At 69.3% G+C, this 19,890-nt stretch carries 22 protein-coding genes and 1 tRNA gene; 12 read left to right on the forward strand and 11 right to left on the reverse strand.

Features of this window, described 5'->3' with window-relative positions; all coding sequences use genetic code 11:
• Nucleotides 1-108: 108 nt before the first annotated feature.
• The 4 genes from AC27VN_RS09440 to AC27VN_RS09455 all read right to left on the reverse strand — a co-directional run bounded on the left by AC27VN_RS09440 (nt 109) and on the right by AC27VN_RS09455 (nt 3,929).
• Complete coding sequence (locus tag AC27VN_RS09440; RefSeq protein WP_490876388.1) at nt 109-621, reverse strand: sigma-70 family RNA polymerase sigma factor; 513 nt, start codon at nt 619-621, stop codon at nt 109-111.
• A gap of 170 nt (nt 622-791) precedes the next feature.
• Nucleotides 792-2,312 carry a tripartite tricarboxylate transporter permease gene (locus AC27VN_RS09445; protein ID WP_093344269.1) on the reverse strand — a complete coding sequence of 507 codons (1,521 nt, stop codon included), beginning with the start codon at nt 2,310-2,312 and terminating at the stop codon, nt 792-794.
• Nucleotide 2,313: 1 nt separating this feature from the next.
• Nucleotides 2,314-2,853 carry a tripartite tricarboxylate transporter TctB family protein gene (locus AC27VN_RS09450; protein ID WP_490876401.1) on the reverse strand — a complete coding sequence of 180 codons (540 nt, stop codon included), beginning with the start codon at nt 2,851-2,853 and terminating at the stop codon, nt 2,314-2,316.
• A 116-nt stretch (nt 2,854-2,969) separates the two neighbouring features.
• Nucleotides 2,970-3,929, reverse strand: a complete 960-nt coding sequence (locus AC27VN_RS09455; protein WP_296800647.1) for a Bug family tripartite tricarboxylate transporter substrate binding protein — start codon at nt 3,927-3,929, stop codon at nt 2,970-2,972.
• 165 nt (nt 3,930-4,094) lie between these two features.
• Between AC27VN_RS09455 and AC27VN_RS09460 the strand changes: the two genes are divergently transcribed.
• The 5 genes from AC27VN_RS09460 to AC27VN_RS09480 all read left to right on the forward strand — a co-directional run bounded on the left by AC27VN_RS09460 (nt 4,095) and on the right by AC27VN_RS09480 (nt 7,840).
• Nucleotides 4,095-4,775 carry a response regulator gene (locus AC27VN_RS09460; protein WP_490876389.1) on the forward strand — a complete coding sequence of 227 codons (681 nt, stop codon included), beginning with the start codon at nt 4,095-4,097 and terminating at the stop codon, nt 4,773-4,775.
• Nucleotides 4,772-6,193, forward strand: coding sequence for a sensor histidine kinase (locus AC27VN_RS09465; RefSeq protein WP_398497221.1), 1,422 nt, complete (start codon nt 4,772-4,774; stop codon nt 6,191-6,193). The genes AC27VN_RS09460 and AC27VN_RS09465 overlap by 4 nt, the downstream gene beginning before the upstream one ends.
• Nucleotides 6,194-6,196: 3 nt before the next feature.
• A complete protein-coding gene (locus AC27VN_RS09470) occupies nt 6,197-6,625 on the forward strand; it encodes an RNA-binding S4 domain-containing protein (RefSeq protein WP_490876390.1) in 429 nt (142 codons plus the stop codon).
• A 62-nt stretch (nt 6,626-6,687) separates the two neighbouring features.
• Nucleotides 6,688-7,494, forward strand: coding sequence for a PPK2 family polyphosphate kinase (locus tag AC27VN_RS09475; protein WP_057596507.1), 807 nt, complete (start codon nt 6,688-6,690; stop codon nt 7,492-7,494).
• A 151-nt stretch (nt 7,495-7,645) separates the two neighbouring features.
• The gene (locus AC27VN_RS09480; RefSeq protein WP_143129176.1) at nt 7,646-7,840 is read left to right on the forward strand and encodes a hypothetical protein; all 195 of its coding nucleotides are present in this window, start codon (nt 7,646-7,648) and stop codon (nt 7,838-7,840) included.
• Between the two features lie 61 nt (nt 7,841-7,901).
• Here AC27VN_RS09480 and AC27VN_RS09485 read toward each other — a convergent pair whose 3' ends face one another.
• Complete coding sequence (locus AC27VN_RS09485) at nt 7,902-8,570, reverse strand: hypothetical protein (protein WP_093344280.1); 669 nt, start codon at nt 8,568-8,570, stop codon at nt 7,902-7,904.
• Between the two features lie 146 nt (nt 8,571-8,716).
• Between AC27VN_RS09485 and AC27VN_RS09490 the strand changes: the two genes are divergently transcribed.
• The 4 genes from AC27VN_RS09490 (at nt 8,717) to AC27VN_RS09505 (ending at nt 13,240) form a co-directional block, all read left to right on the forward strand.
• Entirely contained in the window at nt 8,717-10,540 is a 1,824-nt protein-coding gene (locus tag AC27VN_RS09490) for an ABC transporter ATP-binding protein (RefSeq protein WP_490876391.1), read from the forward strand.
• Nucleotides 10,541-10,595: 55 nt separating this feature from the next.
• Nucleotides 10,596-11,654, forward strand: a complete 1,059-nt coding sequence (locus tag AC27VN_RS09495) for a LacI family DNA-binding transcriptional regulator (RefSeq protein ID WP_490876392.1) — start codon at nt 10,596-10,598, stop codon at nt 11,652-11,654.
• A gap of 144 nt (nt 11,655-11,798) precedes the next feature.
• Complete coding sequence (locus AC27VN_RS09500; protein WP_490876393.1) at nt 11,799-12,650, forward strand: SDR family NAD(P)-dependent oxidoreductase; 852 nt, start codon at nt 11,799-11,801, stop codon at nt 12,648-12,650.
• 26 nt (nt 12,651-12,676) lie between these two features.
• Entirely contained in the window at nt 12,677-13,240 is a 564-nt protein-coding gene (locus AC27VN_RS09505; protein ID WP_490876394.1) for a carboxymuconolactone decarboxylase family protein, read from the forward strand.
• A gap of 13 nt (nt 13,241-13,253) precedes the next feature.
• Here AC27VN_RS09505 and AC27VN_RS09510 read toward each other — a convergent pair whose 3' ends face one another.
• Nucleotides 13,254-14,504: a TetR/AcrR family transcriptional regulator gene (locus AC27VN_RS09510; RefSeq protein ID WP_490876395.1), complete on the reverse strand. Its 1,251-nt coding sequence runs from the start codon at nt 14,502-14,504 to the stop codon at nt 13,254-13,256.
• 218 nt (nt 14,505-14,722) lie between these two features.
• Here AC27VN_RS09510 and AC27VN_RS09515 point away from each other — a divergent pair, with 218 nt between their 5' ends.
• Nucleotides 14,723-15,955 (forward strand): acyl-CoA dehydrogenase family protein, encoded by a 1,233-nt coding sequence (locus AC27VN_RS09515; RefSeq protein WP_490876396.1) that lies wholly within the window; start codon nt 14,723-14,725, stop codon nt 15,953-15,955.
• Between the two features lie 23 nt (nt 15,956-15,978).
• On the forward strand, nt 15,979-16,743 hold the full coding sequence (locus tag AC27VN_RS09520) for an SDR family NAD(P)-dependent oxidoreductase (protein WP_490876397.1): 765 nt from the start codon (nt 15,979-15,981) through the stop codon (nt 16,741-16,743).
• Nucleotides 16,744-16,771: 28 nt separating this feature from the next.
• Here the strand turns inward: AC27VN_RS09520 and AC27VN_RS09525 are convergent, their stop codons facing one another.
• Both AC27VN_RS09525 and AC27VN_RS09530 read right to left on the reverse strand, forming a co-directional pair.
• Nucleotides 16,772-16,999, reverse strand: a complete 228-nt coding sequence (locus AC27VN_RS09525; protein ID WP_490876398.1) for a hypothetical protein — start codon at nt 16,997-16,999, stop codon at nt 16,772-16,774.
• 170 nt (nt 17,000-17,169) lie between these two features.
• Nucleotides 17,170-17,478, reverse strand: a complete 309-nt coding sequence (locus tag AC27VN_RS09530) for a hypothetical protein (RefSeq protein ID WP_490876399.1) — start codon at nt 17,476-17,478, stop codon at nt 17,170-17,172.
• Nucleotides 17,479-17,809: 331 nt separating this feature from the next.
• Here AC27VN_RS09530 and AC27VN_RS09535 point away from each other — a divergent pair, with 331 nt between their 5' ends.
• Complete coding sequence (locus tag AC27VN_RS09535) at nt 17,810-18,046, forward strand: hypothetical protein (protein WP_093344293.1); 237 nt, start codon at nt 17,810-17,812, stop codon at nt 18,044-18,046.
• A gap of 171 nt (nt 18,047-18,217) precedes the next feature.
• Here AC27VN_RS09535 and AC27VN_RS09540 read toward each other — a convergent pair.
• From AC27VN_RS09540 to AC27VN_RS09550, 3 genes are all read right to left on the reverse strand, one after another.
• Nucleotides 18,218-18,310, reverse strand: a tRNA-Ser gene (locus AC27VN_RS09540).
• Nucleotides 18,311-18,337: 27 nt separating this feature from the next.
• Complete coding sequence (locus AC27VN_RS09545) at nt 18,338-19,606, reverse strand: aspartate kinase (protein WP_057594462.1); 1,269 nt, start codon at nt 19,604-19,606, stop codon at nt 18,338-18,340.
• A 79-nt stretch (nt 19,607-19,685) separates the two neighbouring features.
• The coding region (locus AC27VN_RS09550) for a TilS substrate-binding domain-containing protein (protein WP_490876400.1) at nt 19,686-19,890 on the reverse strand (205 nt) is incomplete at its 5' end.

The raw sequence follows: 19,890 nt of genomic DNA on the forward strand, positions 1-19,890 counted from the left end.
CCAGCCATTGCGCGTGCGCGCGCTGCATCTTCGGCGTGGGTTCGCCATGGGCCAGCCGCACCGACCACAGGATGGCGGCGTCGATCACGTTGTCCGGCAAAACAGCGCTCATGCTTCGAAGCGGAACGCGTAGCAGGCGCGCAGCGCCTTCGCCACGTAGCGCTCGGCCGTGGCGAGCGAGACGCCCAGCCGCTCGCCGATCTCACGGCAGCTCAGGCCGTCGAACTGGGCCAGCAGGAAGGCCGTGCGCACGACGGGCTTGAGCGTGTCGAGCATGCGGTCGATCTCGACCAGCGCCTCGAGGATCAGCAAGCGCTGCTCGGGCGAAGGCGCTGTGGCCTCGGGCATCTGCGCGAGGGTTTCGAGCCAGGCCTGCTCGAGCTCGCGGCGGCGCCAGTGGTCGATCACCAGGCCGCGCGCCACCGACGAGAGGTAGGCCCGCGGCTCCTTCATGCCTACGGGTTCGCGGCGCGCCAGCAGGCGGAGGAAGACGTCGTGCGCGAGGTCCGCGGCATCGAAGGCATTGCCCAGGCGACGGCGCAGCCAGCCTTGCAGCCAGCCGTGATGGTCGCTGTACAAGCTTCGGACTTCCTGCTGCAAGGCGGATTCGGCCGCGGCCATGGCACTTCTCCAACGAGTGCCGGGCACCCATCAACGAATAAGAATAGTTCTCATTTTATGAAATTCGGCCGCTGTCTGAAACCGTTCGTGTTCGCGCACAGGGCGGCAACCCAAAGAAAAAGCGCCGCGGGCATCGCTGCCCGCGGCGCTGTGTCGGTTGGCGACCGGCCTCAGCTCGAGGCCGCGAGCCGCGCGAGTTTCTTCTCGCTCATGCGCTTGGCCACGCGCGGCAGCACCAGCACGGCGACGATCACGATGACGATCACGATCGACTCGGGCCGCTGGAAGAACACCACCGGGCTGCCCTGCCCCATCGAGATCGCGTTGCGCAGGTTGGCCTCGGCCAGCGGGCCCAGGATCATGCCGACCACCACCGGCGCGGTCGGGAAGTCGAAGCGCCGCATCACCACGCCCAGCAGGCCGATGGCATAGAGCAGGAACAGGTCGAAGGTGTTCTGGCGCATGCCGTAGGCACCGACGGTCGCGAAGATCAGGATGCCGGCGTAGAGCTGCGGCTTCGGGATCTTGAGCAGCTTGACCCACAGGCCCACCATCGGCAGGTTCAGCACCAGCAGCATGAGGTTGCCGATGTAGAGCGAGGCGATCAGCGCCCACACCAGCGCGGCCGAGGTGGTGAACAGCTGCGGGCCCGGCTGGATGCCGTAGTTCTGGAACGCGCCCAGCATGATGGCCGTGGTGTTCGAGGTCGGGATGCCGAGCGTGAGCAGCGGGATCAGCGCGGCCGTCACGGTGGCATTGTTCGCGGCCTCGGGACCGGCCACGCCCTCGATGGCGCCGGTGGTGCCGAACTCCTGCTTGGCGTCCGCGTCCTTCGCCATCTTCTTCTCGGTGGCATAGCTCAGGAAGGTCGGGATCTCGGTGCCGCCGGCCGGGATGCAGCCGAAGGGCGTGCCGATGGCCGCGCCGCGCAGCCAGGCCGGGATCGAGCGCTTCCAGTCGCGCTTGGTCATGTGCACCCGGGTCAGCTTGTTCTGGCCCTCGACCACGCGGCCTTCGTAGAGCACCGCGTAGAGCACCTCGGCCACCGCGAACAGGCCCACGGCCACCAGCACGATCTCGATGCCGTCGAGCAGCTCGGGCATGTCGCCCGTGTAGCGGCCCTGGCCCGAGATCTGGTCGAGGCCGACGCAGCCGATCGCGAGGCCCGCGAACAGCGCCGTCATGCCGCGCAGCGTGCTCTTGCCGAGCACCGCGCTCACGGTGGTGAAGGCCAACAGCATCAACAGGAAATACTCGGGCGCCGCGAGCCGCACCGCGTAGTCGGCCACGAAGGGCGCGAACAGCGTGACGACCACGGTGGCGATGGTGCCGGCGACGAAGGAGCCGATGGCCGCGGTGGCGAGCGCCGCGCCCGCGCGTCCGCTCTTGGCCATCTTGTTGCCCTCCATCGCCGTCACCATGCTGGCGGTTTCGCCGGGCGTGTTGAGCAGGATCGAGGTGGTCGAGCCGCCGTACATGGCGCCGTAGTAGATGCCCGAGAAGAAGATCATCGAGGCCGTGATGTCGACCTTGCCGGTGATCGGCAGCAGCATCGCCACCGCCACCGCGGGGCCGATGCCGGGCAGCACGCCGACGGCCGTGCCCAGTGCGCAGCCGATCAGGCACCACAGCAGGTTGATCGGGGTGATCGCGGCCGCGAAGCCGCTCATTAGGGCGTTGAAGATGTCCATGTCAGATCCACCCGGTAGCAGTGAGGCCCGGCAGGCTGATGGCCAGGAACTTGGTGAACATCCAGAACACCGGCGCCGAGATCGCGACGCCGGTCAGGAAATCGACCACCCAGGTGCGCGCCGAGCCGGCGGCCGCCTGGCCGCTCGCGCGGCGCAGGCCCTGCACCGCCAGCAGGTAGCACAGCGCGCAGCTCAGGATGAAGCCGATGGTGGTGATCAGCGCCGCGTTGAGCAGCAGCCCGGCCGAGACCCAGACGAAGCCGGGCCAGTAGGCACGGTCGTCGCCCGAGGGCGCCTCGAGTTCGCGGAAGCCACCGCTGCGCGCTTCCCAGGTGATCCAGGCGCCGCAGATGATCAGCACGATGGACACCAGCCAGGGCAGGAAGTTGGGGCCGACGCCGCCGTAGCCGGCCTCGGAGGAGATGCCGATGGCGCCGAAGGCCAGCGCGGCGCCGGTCAGCAGCACGCCGACGCCGACGACCGTTTGAGGCCATGGCGCGGACGGTGCGGCGGGGGCGGCGCCTGGGTCGGGCGGCGCCATCGAGGGATTTGGTGTTGTCATTTCTGGCTCCCGGATTCGAGCGAGACGGGCTGGATTTGAAAACGGCACGCTGTCGTGAGGGACAGCGCGCCGTGTGGGCTGGGTGGAGCGGAGGCTCAGACCATGCCGGACTTGGCCATGATGGCGCGCAGGCTCGCGAAGTCGTCGTCGACGAACTTGCTGAAGGCGTCGCCCGAGAGCACGGCCGGCGTCCAGTCGTTCTTCTTGAGCGACTCGGCCCACGAGGCGCTCTTGAGCGCGGCCAGCACCATCTCGGTCAGGGCCTTGCGCTGATCGGCGCTGATGCCGGGCGCGCCGTACACGCCGCGCCAGTTGCCGATTTCCACGTCGATGCCCTGCTCCTTGAGCGTGGGCACGTTGATGCCGGGCAGGCGCTGGGCCGAGGTGACGGCGATGGGCTTCATCTTGCCGGCCGCGATGTATTCGGCGAACTCGCTGTAGCCGCTGCCGCCGATCGTGACGTTGCCGCCGAGGATGGCCGCGGTGGCCTCGCCGCCTCCGCGGAAGGCCACGTAGTTGATCTTCGAGGGATCGGCGCCGACCTTCTGCGCGATCATGGCCGCGGCGATGTGCTCGGTGGAACCGCGCGAACCGCCGCCCCACTTCACGCTGCCCGGGTCCTTCTTGAGCTGCTCGACCACGTCCTTCATGGTCTTGAACGGCGAGTTCGAGGGCAGCACGAAGACGTTGTATTCGGTGGTCATGCGCGCGATCGGCGTGGCCTGCTCGAGCTTGACCGGCGGCTTGCCGGTGATGATGCCGCCCAGCATGACCGAGCCCATGACCATCAGCGCGTTCGGATCGCCCTTGGAACCGTTGACGAACTGGGCCAGGCCCAGTGCGCCGGCGGCGCCGCCCTTGTTGTCGTAGGCCACCGTGTCGGCCACCTTGGCGTCGGTCAGCGCCTTGCCCAGCGCGCGACCCGTGGTGTCCCATCCGCCGCCGGGGTTGGCGGGAATCATCATCTTGACGTTGGCTGCGGCGCGTGCCGACAGCGGCAGCGCGCCGGCGGCGGCCAGCGCGGCCAGGGACTTCAAAAAGGTATCGCGACGCATCGTTGGTGTCTCCTGAGGGGGAAAAGGAACGGAACCTGACTTGGACCTGAACCGCTATCATGCGCCGCCCCGCTGTCAGTTGGCTGTCCACCGGACTGGGGAAAACACCGAAGCCCACCCCGCCCCGAGTCCCCGTGCGCGCGCGCCCGCGGGCCGCCCCGATCCATGAAGTTGCTGCTGGTCGAAGACGATCCCTCGATGCAGGTCACGCTGCAGCGCAGCCTCGCGCGCCGCAAGATCGACGTGCGGGTCTGCGGCGACGGCGCGCTCGCGCTCGAACACTGGCGCGCGGTCGAGCCCGATGTGGTGGCGCTCGACCTGAGCCTGCCCAACCTCGACGGCCTGCAGGTGCTGGCGCAGGCGCGCGCCGAGGGCCTGCGTACGCCCGTGCTGCTGCTGACCGCGCGCGGCACCGTGGGCGACCGCATCGTCGGGCTCAATGCCGGCGCCGACGACTACCTGCCCAAGCCCTTCGACCTCGACGAGCTCGAGGCCCGCATCCGCGCGCTGCGCCGGCGCAACCAGAATGCCGGGCCCGACCCGATGCTCAATCCGCAGGAGGTCGGCGGCCTGCGCTTCGAGCCCGACAGCGGCGCCATCTACCACCGCGCCGAGGTGCTCGAGCTCACGCAGCGCGAGCTCGCGCTGCTCAAGGCGCTGATGATGAAGCCCGGCCACGCGCTCACCAAAGAACGGCTGTTCGAGCTGGTGTTCCCGGGCGAGACCGACGTGCAGTACGAGGCGGTCGAGGTGGTGGTGTACCGGCTGCGCAAGAAGCTCGTGGGCACCGGCGCCGCGCTGATGACGCTGCGCGGGCTCGGCTACCTTCTTCGCGCGGAGCAATGACGACCAACCTGTCGCTGCGCGCGAGGCTGCTGTTCGGCATCCTCGCGCCGGTCGCGCTGCTGATCGTGATCAACAGCGTGAGCCTCTACCGCCAGAGCCTGGCCGCCGCCACCACCGCCTACGACCGCACGCTGCTCGCCTCGGCCAAGACCATCGGCGAACAGCTCGACGTGGAAGGCTACGACGAGCGAGCCGAGCTGCGCGCGATCGTGCCCTACTCGGCGCTCGAGGCCTTCGAGGCGGACAACCGCAGCCGGCTCTTCTACCGCGTCTCCACGCTGCAGGGCGAGATGATCTCGGGCTTCGCCGAGCTGCCGTTCTGGCACGGCCGCATTCCCGATCGCACGCCCTATGCCGCGCTGGTCGACTTCTACGACGCACGCTTTCGCGACCAGCCGGTGCGCGTGGCCGTGCTGCTGCAGCCGGTGGCCAGCGCGCGCGGTCGCGGCATGGCCGTGGTGCAGGTGGCCGAGACCCTGGAGCTGCGCGAGACCCTGGTGCGCAAGCTGCTGCTCGACACGCTGTGGCGCCAGCTGCTGCTGATGGGCGTGATCGCGGCCGTCACCGTGTTCGTGGTGCAGCGCGCGACCCGGCCGGTGCGCCAGCTCGGCGAGGCGATCGACCGGCGCGCCGCCGACGACCTCTCGCCGATCGACGCGCCCGATGCGCCGCGCGAGCTGCGCCCGCTGATCGATGCCACCACCGAGGTCATGGGACGGCTGCAGCGGCTGCTCGACCACCAGAAGCGCTTCGTGCGCGACAGCGCGCACCAACTGCGCACCCCGCTGGCGGTGCTCAAGGCGCAGGTGCAGTCGGCGCGGCGCGGCGACCTGGCGCCCGAGCAGGCGCTGGTCGAGATCAATCAGACCGTGGACCGCGCCACCGCGCTGGCCAACCAGATGCTCTCGCTGGCCAAGGTGGAGCAGCTGCGCCAGCAGCCCGAGTCGGTGCGGCTCGATCTGGCCGAGGTGGCACGCCAGATCGTGCTCGACCTGTCGCCGCTGATCGCCGACAAGGCGCTCGACTTCGAGCTCGATGCCGACGCGCCGGTGCCGGTGCGCGCCCACCGCTGGATGCTGCAGGAGCTCACGCGCAACCTGCTGCACAACGCGATCAAGCAGTCGCCGGCCGGCGGCGCGCTGTCGGTGGCGGTGCGTGCCGAGGCCGGCGAGGCGATGCTGCGGGTGCGCGACAGCGGCCCGGGCATCTCCGCCGAGCTGCGGCAGCGGCTGTTCGCGCCCTTCTCGGCCGGCGACAGCGCCAGCGGCTCGGGCCTGGGCCTCGCGATCTGCCGCGAGATCGTGCTCGCGCTCGACGGCCGGATCGCGCTCGACAACCGCACGGGGCCCGACACGCGGGACAATATCGCCGGGCTCGACGCCGTCGTGCACCTGCCCCTGGACCGGCACACCTCCTGATTTATGGATCGTCTTCGCATCGACAAATGGCTTTGGGCCGCCCGCTTCTTCAAGACCCGCTCGCTGGCGGCCGAGGAGATCGGCAAGAACCGCATCCTGGTGAACGGCGATGTCGCCAAGGCCTCGCGCGAGGTCAAGGTCGGCGACGCCGTCTCGATCCGGCTCGGCCCGCTGACCCGCACCGTCACCGTGCGCGGCCTCAGCGGCCAGCGCGGCCCGGCGCCCGTGGCCCAGCAGCTCTACGAGGAAACGCCCGAGAGCCTGGCGGCGCAAGCCGCCTTCCGCGAGCAGCGCCGCATGGGCAGCGAACCCGCGCTCGCCATCGAGCAGGGGCGCCCGACCAAGCGCGACCGGCGCGTGCTCGACGACGCGGCGCGCCATGCCGAGTGGGACAACCGCTGGAGCGCCTCGATCGATCCCGACGAGCGCTGACAGCCGCGGCGCGTGCATCGCGTACCCTGTGGCCTTCGTTCATTCAACGGAGACCGCAGGCCATGGCCAGCTTCAAGAAGTACCGCGTCGGCAGCAAGTTCCAGCTTTCCCGCATCGATCCCGGCGACACGCCCTTCCTCAAGGGCAACGAGGCCGCGCAGCGCGACCGCCTCGACGCCCTGGCGATCGAGCTCGACGAACTGCAGAACCTGCTGCATGCCGAAGGCCGGCGCAAACTGCTGGTGGTGCTGCAGGGCATGGACACCAGCGGCAAGGACGGCACCGTGCGCTGGGTGTTCTCGCGCACCTCGCCGCTGGGCGTGCGCGTGAGCGCCTTCAAGGCGCCCAACGACGAGGAGCGCGCGCACGACTACCTGTGGCGCTGCCATGCCGTGGTGCCGCGCACCGGCGAGGTCATGGTGTGGAACCGCAGCCACTACGAGGACGTGCTGGTGCCGGTGGTCGAGGGCTGGATCGACAAGGCCGAGACCAAGCGCCGCTATGCGCAGATCGAGGACTTCGAGCGCTTGCTCGTGGAGACCGGCACCACCATCGTGAAGTGCATGCTGCACATCGACAAGGAGGAGCAGCGCCAGCGGCTGCAGGCACGCATCGACACGCCCGGCAAGGAATGGAAGTTCAGCATGGCCGACCTCGAGGTGCGCACCAAGTGGGATGCCTACCAGCGCGCCTACGACAAGGCACTGGCCGCGACCTCGAGCGCGCATGCGCCCTGGCACGTGATCCCGGCCAACAGCAAGCGGCACCGCAACCTGATGATCGCCGAGCTGCTGGTGAAGACCCTGCACGAGATGGACCTGAAGCCGCCGCCGGCCGATCCCGCGCTGCGCGGGCTGGTCGTGAACTGAGCTGCACGCCTTCAAGGGCCGCACGCCCGCGCGCGGACTGCGCGAGCGCCTACGCGACGCCGTCACCGAAGCGAACTAAGGTTCCACCGTGCGGATCGAAGCCCCTGCGACGGTGCTTCGCCGCGCATCCACTCCCATGAAGGACTCCAACATGAAAAAGACCCTCTTCATCCTCGCGGCCGCCCTCGGCCTGCTCGCTTCCTCCGGCGCCGTCATGGCCCAGCCCCATGGCGGCCCCGGCTACGACCGGCCGCACATGGCACCCCACCACCGCAAGCACAAGGTCTGGGTGCCGGCCCACCGCGAGCACGGCCGGCTGGTGCGCGGGCACTACGTCTGGCGTTGAACCAGCCCAACGAAAAAGCGGCGCCGAGGCGCCGCTTTTTTATTGGCCGGTCGAACCCGGTTCAGGAGCGCCGCATGGGCGCCTGCGCCAGCACGCGGCACTGGCCGAACTCGCAGCGCACGGCCCAGCTGCCGCCGTTCTCGCACGGCACGGTGTAGGCCTCGTAGCCCGGCCCCTTGGCCGTGAGCTCGGCACGCGGCTGCAGGTTGCAGCGGCCATTCTTCGCGATCCGCTCGACGTTGTAGGTGTCGACGCCGGTGCGGCGCGGCGCGAACGACTCGACCGGCGAGTAGCCGTAGGCATAGAAGCTGTCGCGCACGTTCGGGTCGAGGTTGCGGTAGCCGCGCTTGGCCATGCAATGGACCACGGCGATCTGCTGGTGCTCGGCGATCACGGCTTCGGGCGGGCGCGAAGTCATGTCGGCCACGACCGCGGCAACGCTGGTCCAGGCGGCGGCGCCCGCGATGCCCTGGCCGTGCACCGTGATCAGGCCCAGGCCGAAGGCGGCCCACATGCCGTTGTTGTCCTCGTTGCGTGCCGTGATGCGCAGGGCGGAGGTGCGGCAGTCGGCCACGTCGGCGTCGTAGCGCGCCTTGTCCACGCCCTGCATCGCCACCATGGGCACATAGGACAGGCCGCGGCCGGTTCCGGGCTCGGTCGGCGTCGGCGGCGTGCTGACGCAGCCGGCCAGGGCCACGACCGCGCACGCAAGGCTCAACAGCAGCTTCATGGGATCCCTCGTCCTCTACTTCGCGTAAGTTGCGGCGGATTTAACCATACATAAAGTTACTTTTGCATCGCCTCGTTGCGGATCAGCGACGCGCGCGTGCCGCGCTCCTACGCCGGGCGACCCTCGGCCTTGGGCACACTGCCCCCATGCAATCCACGAGCACCCGGCCCGGCAGCGCCATCCGCGAACTCTATGCAGCCCTGTGGCACTTCGCCGCCGGCGCGCGAGGCCAGCTGCTGGGCGCCACCGCGCTGCTGGCCAGCTCGCAGCTGATCCGCCTCACCCTGCCCTACCTCGCGGGCCAGGCCATCAATGCGCTGCAGCGCGGCGACTTCGGTGGCGCCGGCCGCTGGATCGCCACGCTGGCCGGGGTCTACGTGGGCGCCTGGGCGCTGCACGGGCCGGGCCGCATCCTCGAGCGCAACGTGGGCGTGAAGGTGCGCGAGACGCTGGCCGACCAGCTCTATGCGCGCATCGCCGCGGCACCGCTGGCCTGGCACGACGGCCACCATTCGGGCGAGCTGCAGCACCGGGTACACCAGGCCAGCCGCGCGCTGTCGGACTTCGCGCAGAACCAGTTCATCTGGCTCACCAACCTCGTCAACTTCGTCGGGCCGCTGGTGGCGCTGGCGCTGCTGTCGCGCACCAGCGGGGCCACGGCGCTCGCGGGCTACGTGCTGATCGCGGTCGTGATCCTGCGCATCGACCGCGCGCTGATGCGGCTGGCGCGCACCGAGAACGATGCCGACCGCCGCTACGTGGCGGCGCTGCTCGACTTCCTCGGCAATGCCTCGACAGTGATCGGACTGCGGCTGCAGGGCGCCTCGCGGCTGCTGCTGCGCCGGCGCATGCGCGCGGTGTCAGAACCGCTGAAGCGCACCGTGGTGCTCAACGAGGGCAAGTGGTTCGCGGTCGACCTGATGGGCCTGGCGCTGACCTGGGGGCTGGTGGTCATCTACGTCTGGCAGTCGCGCACGCCGGGCCAGGCCGTGATGCTGGGCGGCGTGTTCATGATCTACCAGTACGCGCAGCAGGCCGCGGGCGTGGTCACCTCGGTGGCGGCCAACTTCAGCTTCTTCGCGCGCATGCACACCGACTACGGCAGCGCCGCGCCGATCTGGGACTCGCCGAAGGGCGACTCGCTGGCCACGCCACCCGAGCAGGTACCCGCAGCCGAGCGCATCGATGCCGAGGCGGCGTGGCAGACGCTGGCCGTCGATGCGCTGGACTGGAACTACGCGCCGCGCGGCGGCGCACCCGCAACAACGACGGTCCCCGGCGAGGAACGCCCGCGCGGCGGCCTGCACGCGGTGTCGCTCGCCTTGCGGCGCGGCGAACGCGTGGCGCTGGTCGGCCCGAGCGGTGGCGGCAAGAGCACCTTGCTGCGCGTGCTCGCGGGCCTCTACGCGCCGCAGGGCGGCGTGCTCGCGCTCGACGGCCAGCCCGCCGACTGGACGCAGCTGCGCCGCATCGCCACGCTGATCCCGCAGGAGACCGAGCTGTTCGAGGCCAGCGTGCGCGAGAACCTCGCCTTCGGCCTGCCCTTCGACGACGACGCGCTGCGCGCCGCGCTGCATGCGAGCACCTTCGACGAAGTGCTGGCCGCCACGCACGGCGACCTCGACACGGCGGTGTCGGAGCGCGGCTTCAACCTCTCGGGCGGCCAGCGCCAGCGGCTGTGCCTGGCGCGCGGCGTGCTCGCGGCCCAGGGCAGCTCGCTGCTGCTGCTCGACGAACCCACGAGCGCGCTCGACGCCGCCACCGAGGCGCGCGTGCTCGAGCGCATCGCGCAGGCCTTTCCGCGCGCCTGCGTGGTGGCCTCGGTGCACCGGCTCAGCCTGCTCGAGCGCTTCGACGCGGTGGTGCTGATGGAGGCCGGCCGCGTGGTCGATGCCGGTCCGCGCGACGCGGTGTTCGCGCGCCAGCCCTTCCTGCAGCGCATGGTGGCACCCGCGGCAGCAACGCCCTGAGCCGGACCCCGCTGCATAGAATCTCGCGCTTTCGGGCACGAGCACCGCACTGCGCATGAAACCCAAGGCCGGCAAGGCGAGCATCAAGGACGTGGCCACGCTCGCCGGCGTGTCGCTGGGCAGCGTCTCGCGCGTGATCAACAAGGTCGAGAACGTGAGCCCCGCGCTGCGCGAGCGCGTCGAGCGCGCGATGCGCGAGCTCGACTACCGGCTCAACCACGCGGCGCAGGCGCTGCGCTCGCGCAGTTCGCGCACGGTGGGTTGCATGTTCACCGACGTCGCCAACCCGCTCTACGCCAAGCTCTACCGCACCTTCGAGGCCAAGCTGCGCGAGGCCGGCTACATGGTGCTGCTGGCCAACAGCCTCAACGATCCGCAGTGGGAACTCGAGATCCTCGCGATGTTCCAGGGCCGCCGCATGGACGGCGTGATCATCGCGCCGGGCAACGAGCGCGACCCGGCGGTGCTCGAGGCGGTCGAGAAGCTCGGCATCCCGGCCGTGATCCTCGACCGCGACATGGACGTGGCGCAGGACCAGTTGCTGTTCGACCATCCGCGCGGCGTGACGGAGGCCGTGCTGCACCTCGCAAGCCTGGGCCATCGCGAGATGGGCCTGGTGGTGGCCGACATGCAGAACCGGCCGATGCGCCGCCGCATCGAGGGCTTCGAGGCCGGGCTCGAGGCCAGCGGCCTGGCGGCGCGGCCCGCGCACATCGTGCGGCTGCCGACCTCCACCAGCCCCGCCTTCGACGCGGTCACGCAGTTGCTCGAGGGCCCGGTGCGCCCCACCGCGCTGGTCACGCTCGGCACCAGCGTGCTGGCCGACGTGCTCAACGCCATCGCCGCGCAGGGCCTGCGCATTCCACGGGACATCTCGCTGGTCACCCTGGGCGACCCCGACTTCGCGCGCAGCCACCGCCCGCCGATCAGCAGCGTGACGGTGGACCTCGACCGCGCGGCCGAGGACGGCGTGAGGATGCTGCTCGAGCGCATGCGCGACGCGCCCGATGCGCCGCCGCGCCGCGTGCTCGCGCCCATGCGGTTCGTGCTGCGCGGCTCGTGCGGGCAGGCGCCCGCGCAGGCCGCCCCGAAGCCGCGCAAGCGCGCGGCCTGATCCTCCACCACGGTGGTCCGTCCGAGCGCCCTACACCGATCGATGAAACGATTCACCCTGGGAGAAACACCGTTCGTCGGTGCCAGCCTCGCGACTTAAGCTGCGGACCATTCCCTCCACCGTCCCCGGCTCCGCGCCCGCACCGTGAACACATCCACCGCCTCCACACCCCATGCCGAAGCCGCCGGCAGCAGCCTCGAAGGCCGCGTCGCGATCGTGACCGGCGCCGGCTCGCGCAGCGCCGAGATCGGCAACGGCCGCGCCGCCGCCCTGCTGCTCGCGCGCCGCGGCGCGCGCGTCTTGCTGCTCGATGCGCAACTCGACTGCGCGCGAGAGACCGAACGCATGATCGCGGCCGAGGGCGGCAGCGCGCTCGCCCTGGCCTGCGACGTGTCGGACGCCGCGCAGTGCCGCCAGGCCGTGGCCCACGCGGTCGAGGCCTGGGGCCGGGTCGACATCCTGGTCAACAACGTCGGCATCGGCGGGCCGGCCGGCAATGCGGTCGATCTCGACCTCGAGGAATGGGACCACGCGCTGCGCGTCAACGTCACCTCGATGATGCTGATGGCGAAGTACGCGATCCCCGAGATGCGCAAGCTGGGCCGCGGCGCCATCGTCAACATCGCCTCGGTCGCGGGCCTGATCGGCGGCACGCCGGCGCTGCTCTATCCGACCTCGAAGGGCGCGGTGGTCAACATGACCCGCGCCATGGCCGCGCACCACGGCGTCGAGGGCATCCGCGTCAACTGCGTGGCGCCCGGCATGGTCTACACGCCGATGGTCGCGGGCCGCATGACGCCCGAGGTGCGCGAGCAGCGCCGCAAGCGTTCGCTGCTGCAGACCGAGGGCTCGGGCTGGGACGTGGGCCAGGCCGTGGCCTACCTCGCGAGCGACGAGGCGCGCTGGGTCACGGGCGTGATCCTGCCGGTCGACGCGGGCGCCACGGCCGGCAACGTGCCCTCGCCCGGCCTGCGGCCCGACACCCGCACCGCCTGACATCCACCGACCGAGGAGCCAGCGCCATGCCCCGCGTTCCCCTGCTGCCCGAGCATCCCGAGGATCCCGCCGCCGCCGCGCTGTTCGACCGCGTGCGCGCCGCGCGCGGGCCGGATTTCCACCTTCCCCATCTCTACCGCGTGCTGGGCACCGCGCCCGAGCTGTTCCGCGGCTGGCTCGACTTCGCCTGGCCGCTGCGCCTGAATGCGAAGACGCCCCGGCTGCTGCGCGAGCTGATGATCCTGCGCGGCGCGCAGCTCTCGGGCACCGCCTACGAATGGGCCCACCACCTGCCGATGGCCACCGAAGCCGGCGTGAGCGAGGCGCAGATCGACGCGCTCGCGCACTGGCGCGACAGCGATCTCTTCGATGCCGACGCGCGCGCGGTGCTGCAGCTCGCCGAGGAGGTCACGCGCGGTCCCTCGGCCTCGGCGGCCACCGTGGCGCAGCTCAGGGCGCGCGGCTTCGACGACGCGGCCGTGGTCGAGCTGGTGCTGACCGCGAGCTTCTATGTCTGCGTAAGCCGCTTCCTGCAGTCGATGGACGTGGAGCTCGAGCCCGGCTACGAGGCGCATCGCGCGCGCATGTGAGCCCTGCTGCGCTTCAGGCGGCCGCGTTCGCCTCGTTGAGCAAGCCCATGAAGATCGGCCGCACGTAGAGCTCGACCACCGAGGCCTCGCTCGCATCGGGCACCCAGCGGTGCAGCTCGGCCGCGCCGTTGATCAGGCCCACCACCAGCTGCGCCGCGATCGCGGCATCGAGCGGCCGCAGCGATCCGTCGACGAGACCGTCGACCAGCATCGCCGCCATGCGCTCGATGCGCTGCTGCAGCGTCCTGTGAATCCGCGCGCGGTCGGCCGCCTCGGGCAGCGCGCTGGTCGACGAGAGGCGCAGCAGCGGGCCCTCGGCCGAGAGCTGGAAGCGCACCAGCATGCGCGCGGCCAGGCCCGCGCGCTGCCAGCCGCTGCCGCCCGTTTGCTCGGCGAGGTCGAAGGCGCGACGGATGACCTCGAAGGTGCGCTCGAAGCAGGCCGAGATCAGGTCCAGCTTGTTGTCGTTGTGGTGATAGAACGAGCCCTTGGTGACATTGAGCCGCGCCGAGATCTTGTCGACCGAGGCGCCGCGGTAGCCCTGCTCGTTGAGCAGCGCGGTGGCCGCGCGCAGGAAGGCATCCATTGCGGCGTTGTCGGTGGGCGCGTGCAGCACCGCCTCGTCGGACAGCGCGACCGCCTCCCATCGCGCCGCCGGCGCGCCGAGCCCATGGAGCACGATGTCGGCCACGCGCGCGATCATGCGCGGGTACTGCGCCTCCTCGTAGCGGTCGAACCAGGCCGGCAGCCAGTGCACCAGCGACAGCAGCAGGTGGGTGCGCGCATTGCGCATCTCGCGCGGCCAATGCGCCGTGGCCTCGTCCTTGAGCAGCCCGCGCACGCGGCGGAACATGCCGGTGTAGGCGGTGTGCACGGTCTCGAGCTGCGGGCTCGGCAGCGCGCGCACGTCGCTGAAGGCCACCACCGGCGGATGCTCGCCGAGCGCCACCGCCGCCAGCAGCGCGGCATGGCCCGCGAGGAAGGCACGCACCCGCGCCTCCACCGTGGCCTCACGCGCCGCGGCCTCGGCGATGCCGTCGAACAGCACGATGGCGCGCAGGAAGCAGGCGGTGGCCAGGTCTTCCTTCTTGCGGTAGTAGTAGGTGACGCTGTTGGTCACCAGGCCCACGCTGGCCGCGATGCCGGCCAGGGTCGCGCCCTTGACGCCCTGCGCATTGAACTGCGCCGCGGCCGCGTTGAGGATGGCATCGCGCTTTTCCTGGAAACGCGCGGTCTGCGGCTCGCGGGCGGTGACGGCGGTCATGGGGGCAAGCTTCTTCGGCGGCGGGAAGGACGGTGGGCCGCGATGATACCGAGCAGGAATCGAAGAACAAGTATTCGCGCATTCATCGGCATCAGCCATGCGAGTCACCTATGTTCCACCATTTTGGAATGCCCGGTTTGTACTGGAACGGCGCCCTTGCTATCGTCGCCAGGCCCGGCTCGCGCCGGATCCGACCAACGAAAAAAGAGGAGACCGTCATGGACTTCACCCTGTCCGACAAGCAAGTGCACTGGCGCGATCGCGTGATCGCGTTCATGAAGGCGCACGTCTACCCCGCCGTGCCCACCTACATGGCGCAGATGCAGGGCTTCGGCGAGAACCGCTGGCAGGTCGTGCCGATCGTGGAGGAGCTCAAGGCCAAGGCGCGCGAGGCCGGGCTGTGGAACCTGTTCCTGCCGCTCGATTCGGTGCCCTCCGACAGCCCCTACAAGGGCGCCGGCCTCACCAACCTCGAGTACGCCGTCTGCGCCGAGGAGATGGGCAAGGTCAGCTTCGCCTCCGAGGTCTTCAACTGCTCGGCGCCCGACACCGGCAACATGGAGGTGCTGATCCGCTACGGCAGCGACGAGCACAAGAAGCGCTGGCTGCAGCCGCTGCTCGAAGGCCGGATCCGTTCGGCCTTCCTGATGACCGAGCCCGACGTGGCCTCGTCCGACGCCACCAACATCGAGACCTCGATCCGCCGCGACGGCGACCACTACGTGATCAACGGCCGCAAGTGGTGGTCCTCGGGCGTGGGCGATCCGCGCTGCGAGATCGCCATCGTGATGGGCAAGACCGACCCCGAGGCACCGCGCCATTCGCAGCAGTCGCAGATCCTGGTGCCGCTGAACACGCCCGGCATCGAGATCGTGCGCATGCTGCCGGTGTTCGGCTTCGACGACGCGCCGCACGGCCATGCCGAGGTGGTGTTCCGCGACGTGCGCGTGCCGGCGGCGAACCTGCTGCTCGGCGAGGGCCGCGGCTTCGAGATCGCGCAGGGCCGGCTCGGGCCCGGGCGCATCCACCACTGCATGCGCTCCATCGGCAGCGCCGAGGTGGCGCTCGAGAAGATGGTGCGCCGGCTGCAGTCGCGCACCGCCTTCGGCAAGCGCATCGCCGACCAGTCGGTGTGGGAGCAGCGCGTGGCCGAGGCCCGCATCGACATCGAGATGACGCGCCTGCTGTGCCTCAAGGCGGCCGACCTGATGGACCGCGTGGGCAACAAGGTGGCGCGGCTGGAGATCGCGATGATCAAGGTGGCGGCGCCGCGCACCGCGCTGCGCATCATCGACATGGCGATCCAGGCCCATGGCGCGGCCGGCGTCACCACCGACTTCGGCCTGGCCAAGCAGTACGCCAGCATGCGCACGATGCGGCTGGCCGACGGACCCGACGAGGTGCACAACCGCTCCATCGCGCGCATGGAGTACGGGCGCTACGCGGACTGACAACTTCGAGGAGACACAAAACCATGTCCTTGTTCTCGCTGGCCGGCAAGGTGGCCATCGTCACCGGTTCCTCGCGCGGCATCGGCCGCGCCATCGCCGAGCGCCTGGCCGAGCACGGCGCGAAGGTCGTGATCTCGTCGCGCAAGCCCGAGCCCTGCGCCGAGGTGCGCGACGCCATCAACGCCACGCACGGCGCGGGCGCGGCGATCTCGATCCCGGCCAACATCTCGTCGAAGGAAGAGCTGCGCCACCTGGTCGAGGAGACCACGCGCCAGCTCGGGCGCGTCGACATCGTGGTGTGCAATGCCGCCTCGAACCCCTACTACGGCCCGCTGGCCGGCATCGAGGACGACCAGTTCCGCAAGATCCTCGAGAACAACGTGATCGCCAACCACTGGCTGATCAACTTCGCGGTGCCGCAGATGATCGAGCGCAAGGAAGGCTCGATCATCATCGTCTCGTCGATCGGCGGCCTGCGTGGCTCGCCCGTGATCGGTGCCTACAACGTCTCGAAGGCGGCCGACTTCCAGCTCGCGCGCAACCTCGCGGTGGAGTACGGGCCGCACAACGTGCGCGTGAACTGCATCGCGCCGGGCCTGATCAGGACCGATTTCGCGCGCGCGCTGTGGGAAGACCCCGAGAACCTGCGCCGCCGCACCGAGAGCACGCCGCTGCGCCGCATCGGCGACCCCGACGAGATCGCGGGCGCGGCGGTGTTCCTGGCTTCGCGCGCGGGGGCCTTCATGACCGGGCAGAGCCTGGTCATCGACGGCGGCGTGACCTGCTGAGCGCCGCGGCGCCGGGACCGAGCCGGGCTCAGTCGGCGCTGCAGGTCCAGGCGCGAACGAACTGGACCGCCTTGGACTGGGCGCGCTGGAAGGCGATGTCCCAGGTCGGCTGGTCGGCAATCACCAGGGCGCAGCGCGGGACGCCGTCCAGGAAGATCTCGGCCACTCCGGCGCAGGAGCCGTCGGCGTTCACCGTGGGTTCGAAAGCGCCGGTCCAGTGGTCCGGCAGTTCGAGAACGAGGGATGGGGCGTGCATGTGCGACCAATCTTAGGACGCACGCTCGAAATCGACAACAAAAGTTAACATTCCCGCCGGAACAAAGTCACGCTTCCCGCGCAAAAGCGGAAATGATTTGCTAGCAATCCGGCGGGATTTCGCTGGAGGTTCCGATCTTCGGGCCGCCGGCGGGTGGCCGACGGCCCGACTCAGGGCCGCGGCAGGCTCGAGAGAAAGGTCGAGACGAACAGCGACGCGGCGCGACCGACGTCGAGCACCTCCGACAGGTCGAAACGCTGCGGCGTGGCGCCGCTGTCGTCGCCCGCGTGCCTGACCTCGATCAGGACCTCGCTCGCGAGCTCACGGTCGCCGCGGGCCTTTCCATTGGGCATCAACCAGGTGTCGAGCGTCTCGGGTGGAATCCGGCGAAAGATGGCGACCGCCGGAACATAACGAAAACACCGCTCTTCGGCCGTGGCGATGGGCATGCTGACGCGACAGGCGAAGCTGTCCTGCAATGTGTTTGTCACTCCCTGTACCTTTTTTATGTGACGAGTTACGTAAGTTAATTCCTCCCCGCATGCCAGAGAAGAATCAGGTTACGTTTTGCACTGGCTGTTTGTGAATAACACACGCTTGGGGATTCACAGTTCACGTTTTCACAGCCACATCGCGCCCACTCCACGCGCTGGAGCGGCTCGATTCACAAGGCTTGGCAGTCCGGCGCTAAGGTTTTGACCTTCGTCACGTGCGCGATTCGGCCTACAGCCGAAGACATCAGGTAACTGACGGCAACGTTTGTTAAACAGCCCGACCATCGCTCCAGCCCATCGACAACAGGAGGTACTGATGAGCTTCAAGGAGATCAACGATCGTTTCGGCCTGCAGTTCCAACGCGGCAGCCGCGTGTTCTGCGACGGACGCCTGGGCACCATCACCGGCGCGACCCATTCGCACATCCGCGTGCGCTTCGACGGCCGCCAGAACGGCGCGCCCTGCGATCCGCTGGAAGTGCGACTGGTGGACAGCATGCCGGCGGTGCTGCCCGCCATGCCCGCTGCACCGCTGTCGGCGCTCGGGCAGTAGACGAAGCGATCGGGCGGCGGTGCGATACCGCCGCCATGCTGTCAGGCCGCGAAGGAACGAAAAGAAGGAAGCGCCACCCAGAGCGCATTCCGAGCGGCCAAGAAAAAAGCCCAGAAGCAGCGATGCTTCTGGGCTTTTCCGTCCTTGGACTTTCGTCCTCGGCACGGGTCTTGGCGGAACCGGAGGGATTCGAACCCTCGATGAGGCTCTACACCCCATACTCCCTTAGCAGGGGAGCACCTTCGGCCACTCGGTCACAGTTCCTGAAAGAAGCCGAGATTATGCCATCACTCAGGCGGCTGGTTGGTCCAGATCGAAGGCTTTGTGCAACGCGCGCACCGCCAACTCCATATATTTTTCGTCGATCACGACCGAGGTCTTGATCTCGCTGGTCGAAATCATCTGGATGTTGATGCCCTCTTCGCTCAGCACGCGGAACATCTTGCTCGCCACGCCCACGTGGCTGCGCATGCCGATGCCCACGATGCTGACCTTGCAGATCTTGGTGTCGCCGACGATCTCGGTCGCGCCCAGCGAGGGCATGACCTTGGCCTGCAGCAGGTCGACGGTGCGCGCGTACTCGTTGCGATGCACCGTGAAGCTGAAGTCGGTCTTGCCGTCCTTGCTGAGGTTCTGGATGATCACGTCGACTTCGATGTTGGCATCGGCCACCGCACCGAGGATGTGATACGCGATGCCCGGCTTGTCGGGCACGCCGAGCACCGAGATCTTGGCTTCGTCGCGGTTGAAAGCGATGCCGGATACGACGGCTTGTTCCATGTTTTCGTCTTCCTCGAAAGTGATCAGCGTGCCGGACTTGGCCTCTTCATTGATGTCGATGTCCCAGGGCGTGAAGCTGGACAGCACGCGCAGCGGCACCTTGTACTTGCCGGCGAATTCCACCGAGCGGATCTGCAGCACCTTGGAGCCCAGGCTCGCCATCTCGAGCATCTCCTCGAAGCTCACGGTCGAGAGGCGGCGCGCATCGGGCTCGACGCGCGGGTCGGTGGTGTAGACGCCGTCGACGTCGGTGTAGATCAGGCACTCGTTGGCCTTCATCGCGGCCGCGATCGCCACCGCCGAGGTGTCGCTGCCGCCACGGCCCAGCGTCGTGATGTTGCCGGCATCGTCCACGCCCTGGAAGCCGGTGATGACGACCACGCGGCCGACCGCGAGGTCGGCGCGCACGCGGGCGTCGTCGATGCTCTCGATGCGGGCCTTGGTGTAGGAGCTGTCGGTGCGCACCGACACCTGCCAGCCTGCATAGCTCACGGCCTCCACGCCCTCGGCCTGCAGCGCGATGGCCAGCAGCGCCGACGAGGCCTGTTCGCCGGTGGAGGCGAGCATATCGAGTTCGCGGTTGTGCGCCTCGGCCGGTTTGCTGGGTGCGAGCTCTTTCGCCAGGCCGAGCAGGCGATTGGTTTCGCCGCTCATGGCACTCGGGACCACGATCATCTGGTGGCCGGCGCGCGCCCACTTGGCGACGCGCTTGGCGACATTGCGGATGCGCTCGGTCGAGCCCATCGACGTGCCGCCGTATTTGTGAACGATCAATGCCATGGGTGAATTCTGAGAGAAGAAAAATCCCGCGCTTCAACCATATGCGGCGCATGCAGCGAAGGCGGCGCCCCGCAGGCTGTCAGCGCGAGGCTGCTGGCGAGGGCGGGGCATTGTACCAATGCAGCCGTTCCCCCCTGCGTTCGGCGAAACCGTCGGCCACCTTGAGGTGGATCCGGTGGCCGCGCGTGGTGCAGGCGCGGACCTGGTCGAGCAGCTGGTCGAGCTGCGCCGCGCTCGGTGCGCGGCCATGCGTGCGCGCGAGCCAGTGGCGCAGCAGGTTGGCC

The sequence above is a fragment of the Variovorax sp. 20P10.2.4 genome (genome assembly GCF_058244205.1).

What these genes read in the sequence shown, in the direction of transcription:
- AC27VN_RS09440 (WP_490876388.1), bottom strand. Translation starts at nt 621, where the DNA reads ATGGCCGCGGCCGAATCCGCCTTGCAGCAGGAAGTCCGAAGCTTGTAC.
- AC27VN_RS09445 (WP_093344269.1), bottom strand. Translation starts at nt 2,312, where the DNA reads ATGGACATCTTCAACGCCCTAATGAGCGGCTTCGCGGCCGCGATCACC.
- AC27VN_RS09450 (WP_490876401.1), bottom strand. Translation starts at nt 2,853, where the DNA reads ATGGCGCCGCCCGACCCAGGCGCCGCCCCCGCCGCACCGTCCGCGCCA.
- AC27VN_RS09455 (WP_296800647.1), bottom strand. Translation starts at nt 3,929, where the DNA reads ATGCGTCGCGATACCTTTTTGAAGTCCCTGGCCGCGCTGGCCGCCGCC.
- AC27VN_RS09460 (WP_490876389.1), top strand. Translation starts at nt 4,095, where the DNA reads ATGAAGTTGCTGCTGGTCGAAGACGATCCCTCGATGCAGGTCACGCTG.
- AC27VN_RS09465 (WP_398497221.1), top strand. Translation starts at nt 4,772, where the DNA reads ATGACGACCAACCTGTCGCTGCGCGCGAGGCTGCTGTTCGGCATCCTC.
- AC27VN_RS09470 (WP_490876390.1), top strand. Translation starts at nt 6,197, where the DNA reads ATGGATCGTCTTCGCATCGACAAATGGCTTTGGGCCGCCCGCTTCTTC.
- AC27VN_RS09475 (WP_057596507.1), top strand. Translation starts at nt 6,688, where the DNA reads ATGGCCAGCTTCAAGAAGTACCGCGTCGGCAGCAAGTTCCAGCTTTCC.
- AC27VN_RS09480 (WP_143129176.1), top strand. Translation starts at nt 7,646, where the DNA reads ATGAAAAAGACCCTCTTCATCCTCGCGGCCGCCCTCGGCCTGCTCGCT.
- AC27VN_RS09485 (WP_093344280.1), bottom strand. Translation starts at nt 8,570, where the DNA reads ATGAAGCTGCTGTTGAGCCTTGCGTGCGCGGTCGTGGCCCTGGCCGGC.
- AC27VN_RS09490 (WP_490876391.1), top strand. Translation starts at nt 8,717, where the DNA reads ATGCAATCCACGAGCACCCGGCCCGGCAGCGCCATCCGCGAACTCTAT.
- AC27VN_RS09495 (WP_490876392.1), top strand. Translation starts at nt 10,596, where the DNA reads ATGAAACCCAAGGCCGGCAAGGCGAGCATCAAGGACGTGGCCACGCTC.
- AC27VN_RS09505 (WP_490876394.1), top strand. Translation starts at nt 12,677, where the DNA reads ATGCCCCGCGTTCCCCTGCTGCCCGAGCATCCCGAGGATCCCGCCGCC.
- AC27VN_RS09510 (WP_490876395.1), bottom strand. Translation starts at nt 14,504, where the DNA reads ATGACCGCCGTCACCGCCCGCGAGCCGCAGACCGCGCGTTTCCAGGAA.
- AC27VN_RS09515 (WP_490876396.1), top strand. Translation starts at nt 14,723, where the DNA reads ATGGACTTCACCCTGTCCGACAAGCAAGTGCACTGGCGCGATCGCGTG.
- AC27VN_RS09520 (WP_490876397.1), top strand. Translation starts at nt 15,979, where the DNA reads ATGTCCTTGTTCTCGCTGGCCGGCAAGGTGGCCATCGTCACCGGTTCC.
- AC27VN_RS09525 (WP_490876398.1), bottom strand. Translation starts at nt 16,999, where the DNA reads ATGCACGCCCCATCCCTCGTTCTCGAACTGCCGGACCACTGGACCGGC.
- AC27VN_RS09535 (WP_093344293.1), top strand. Translation starts at nt 17,810, where the DNA reads ATGAGCTTCAAGGAGATCAACGATCGTTTCGGCCTGCAGTTCCAACGC.
- AC27VN_RS09545 (WP_057594462.1), bottom strand. Translation starts at nt 19,606, where the DNA reads ATGGCATTGATCGTTCACAAATACGGCGGCACGTCGATGGGCTCGACC.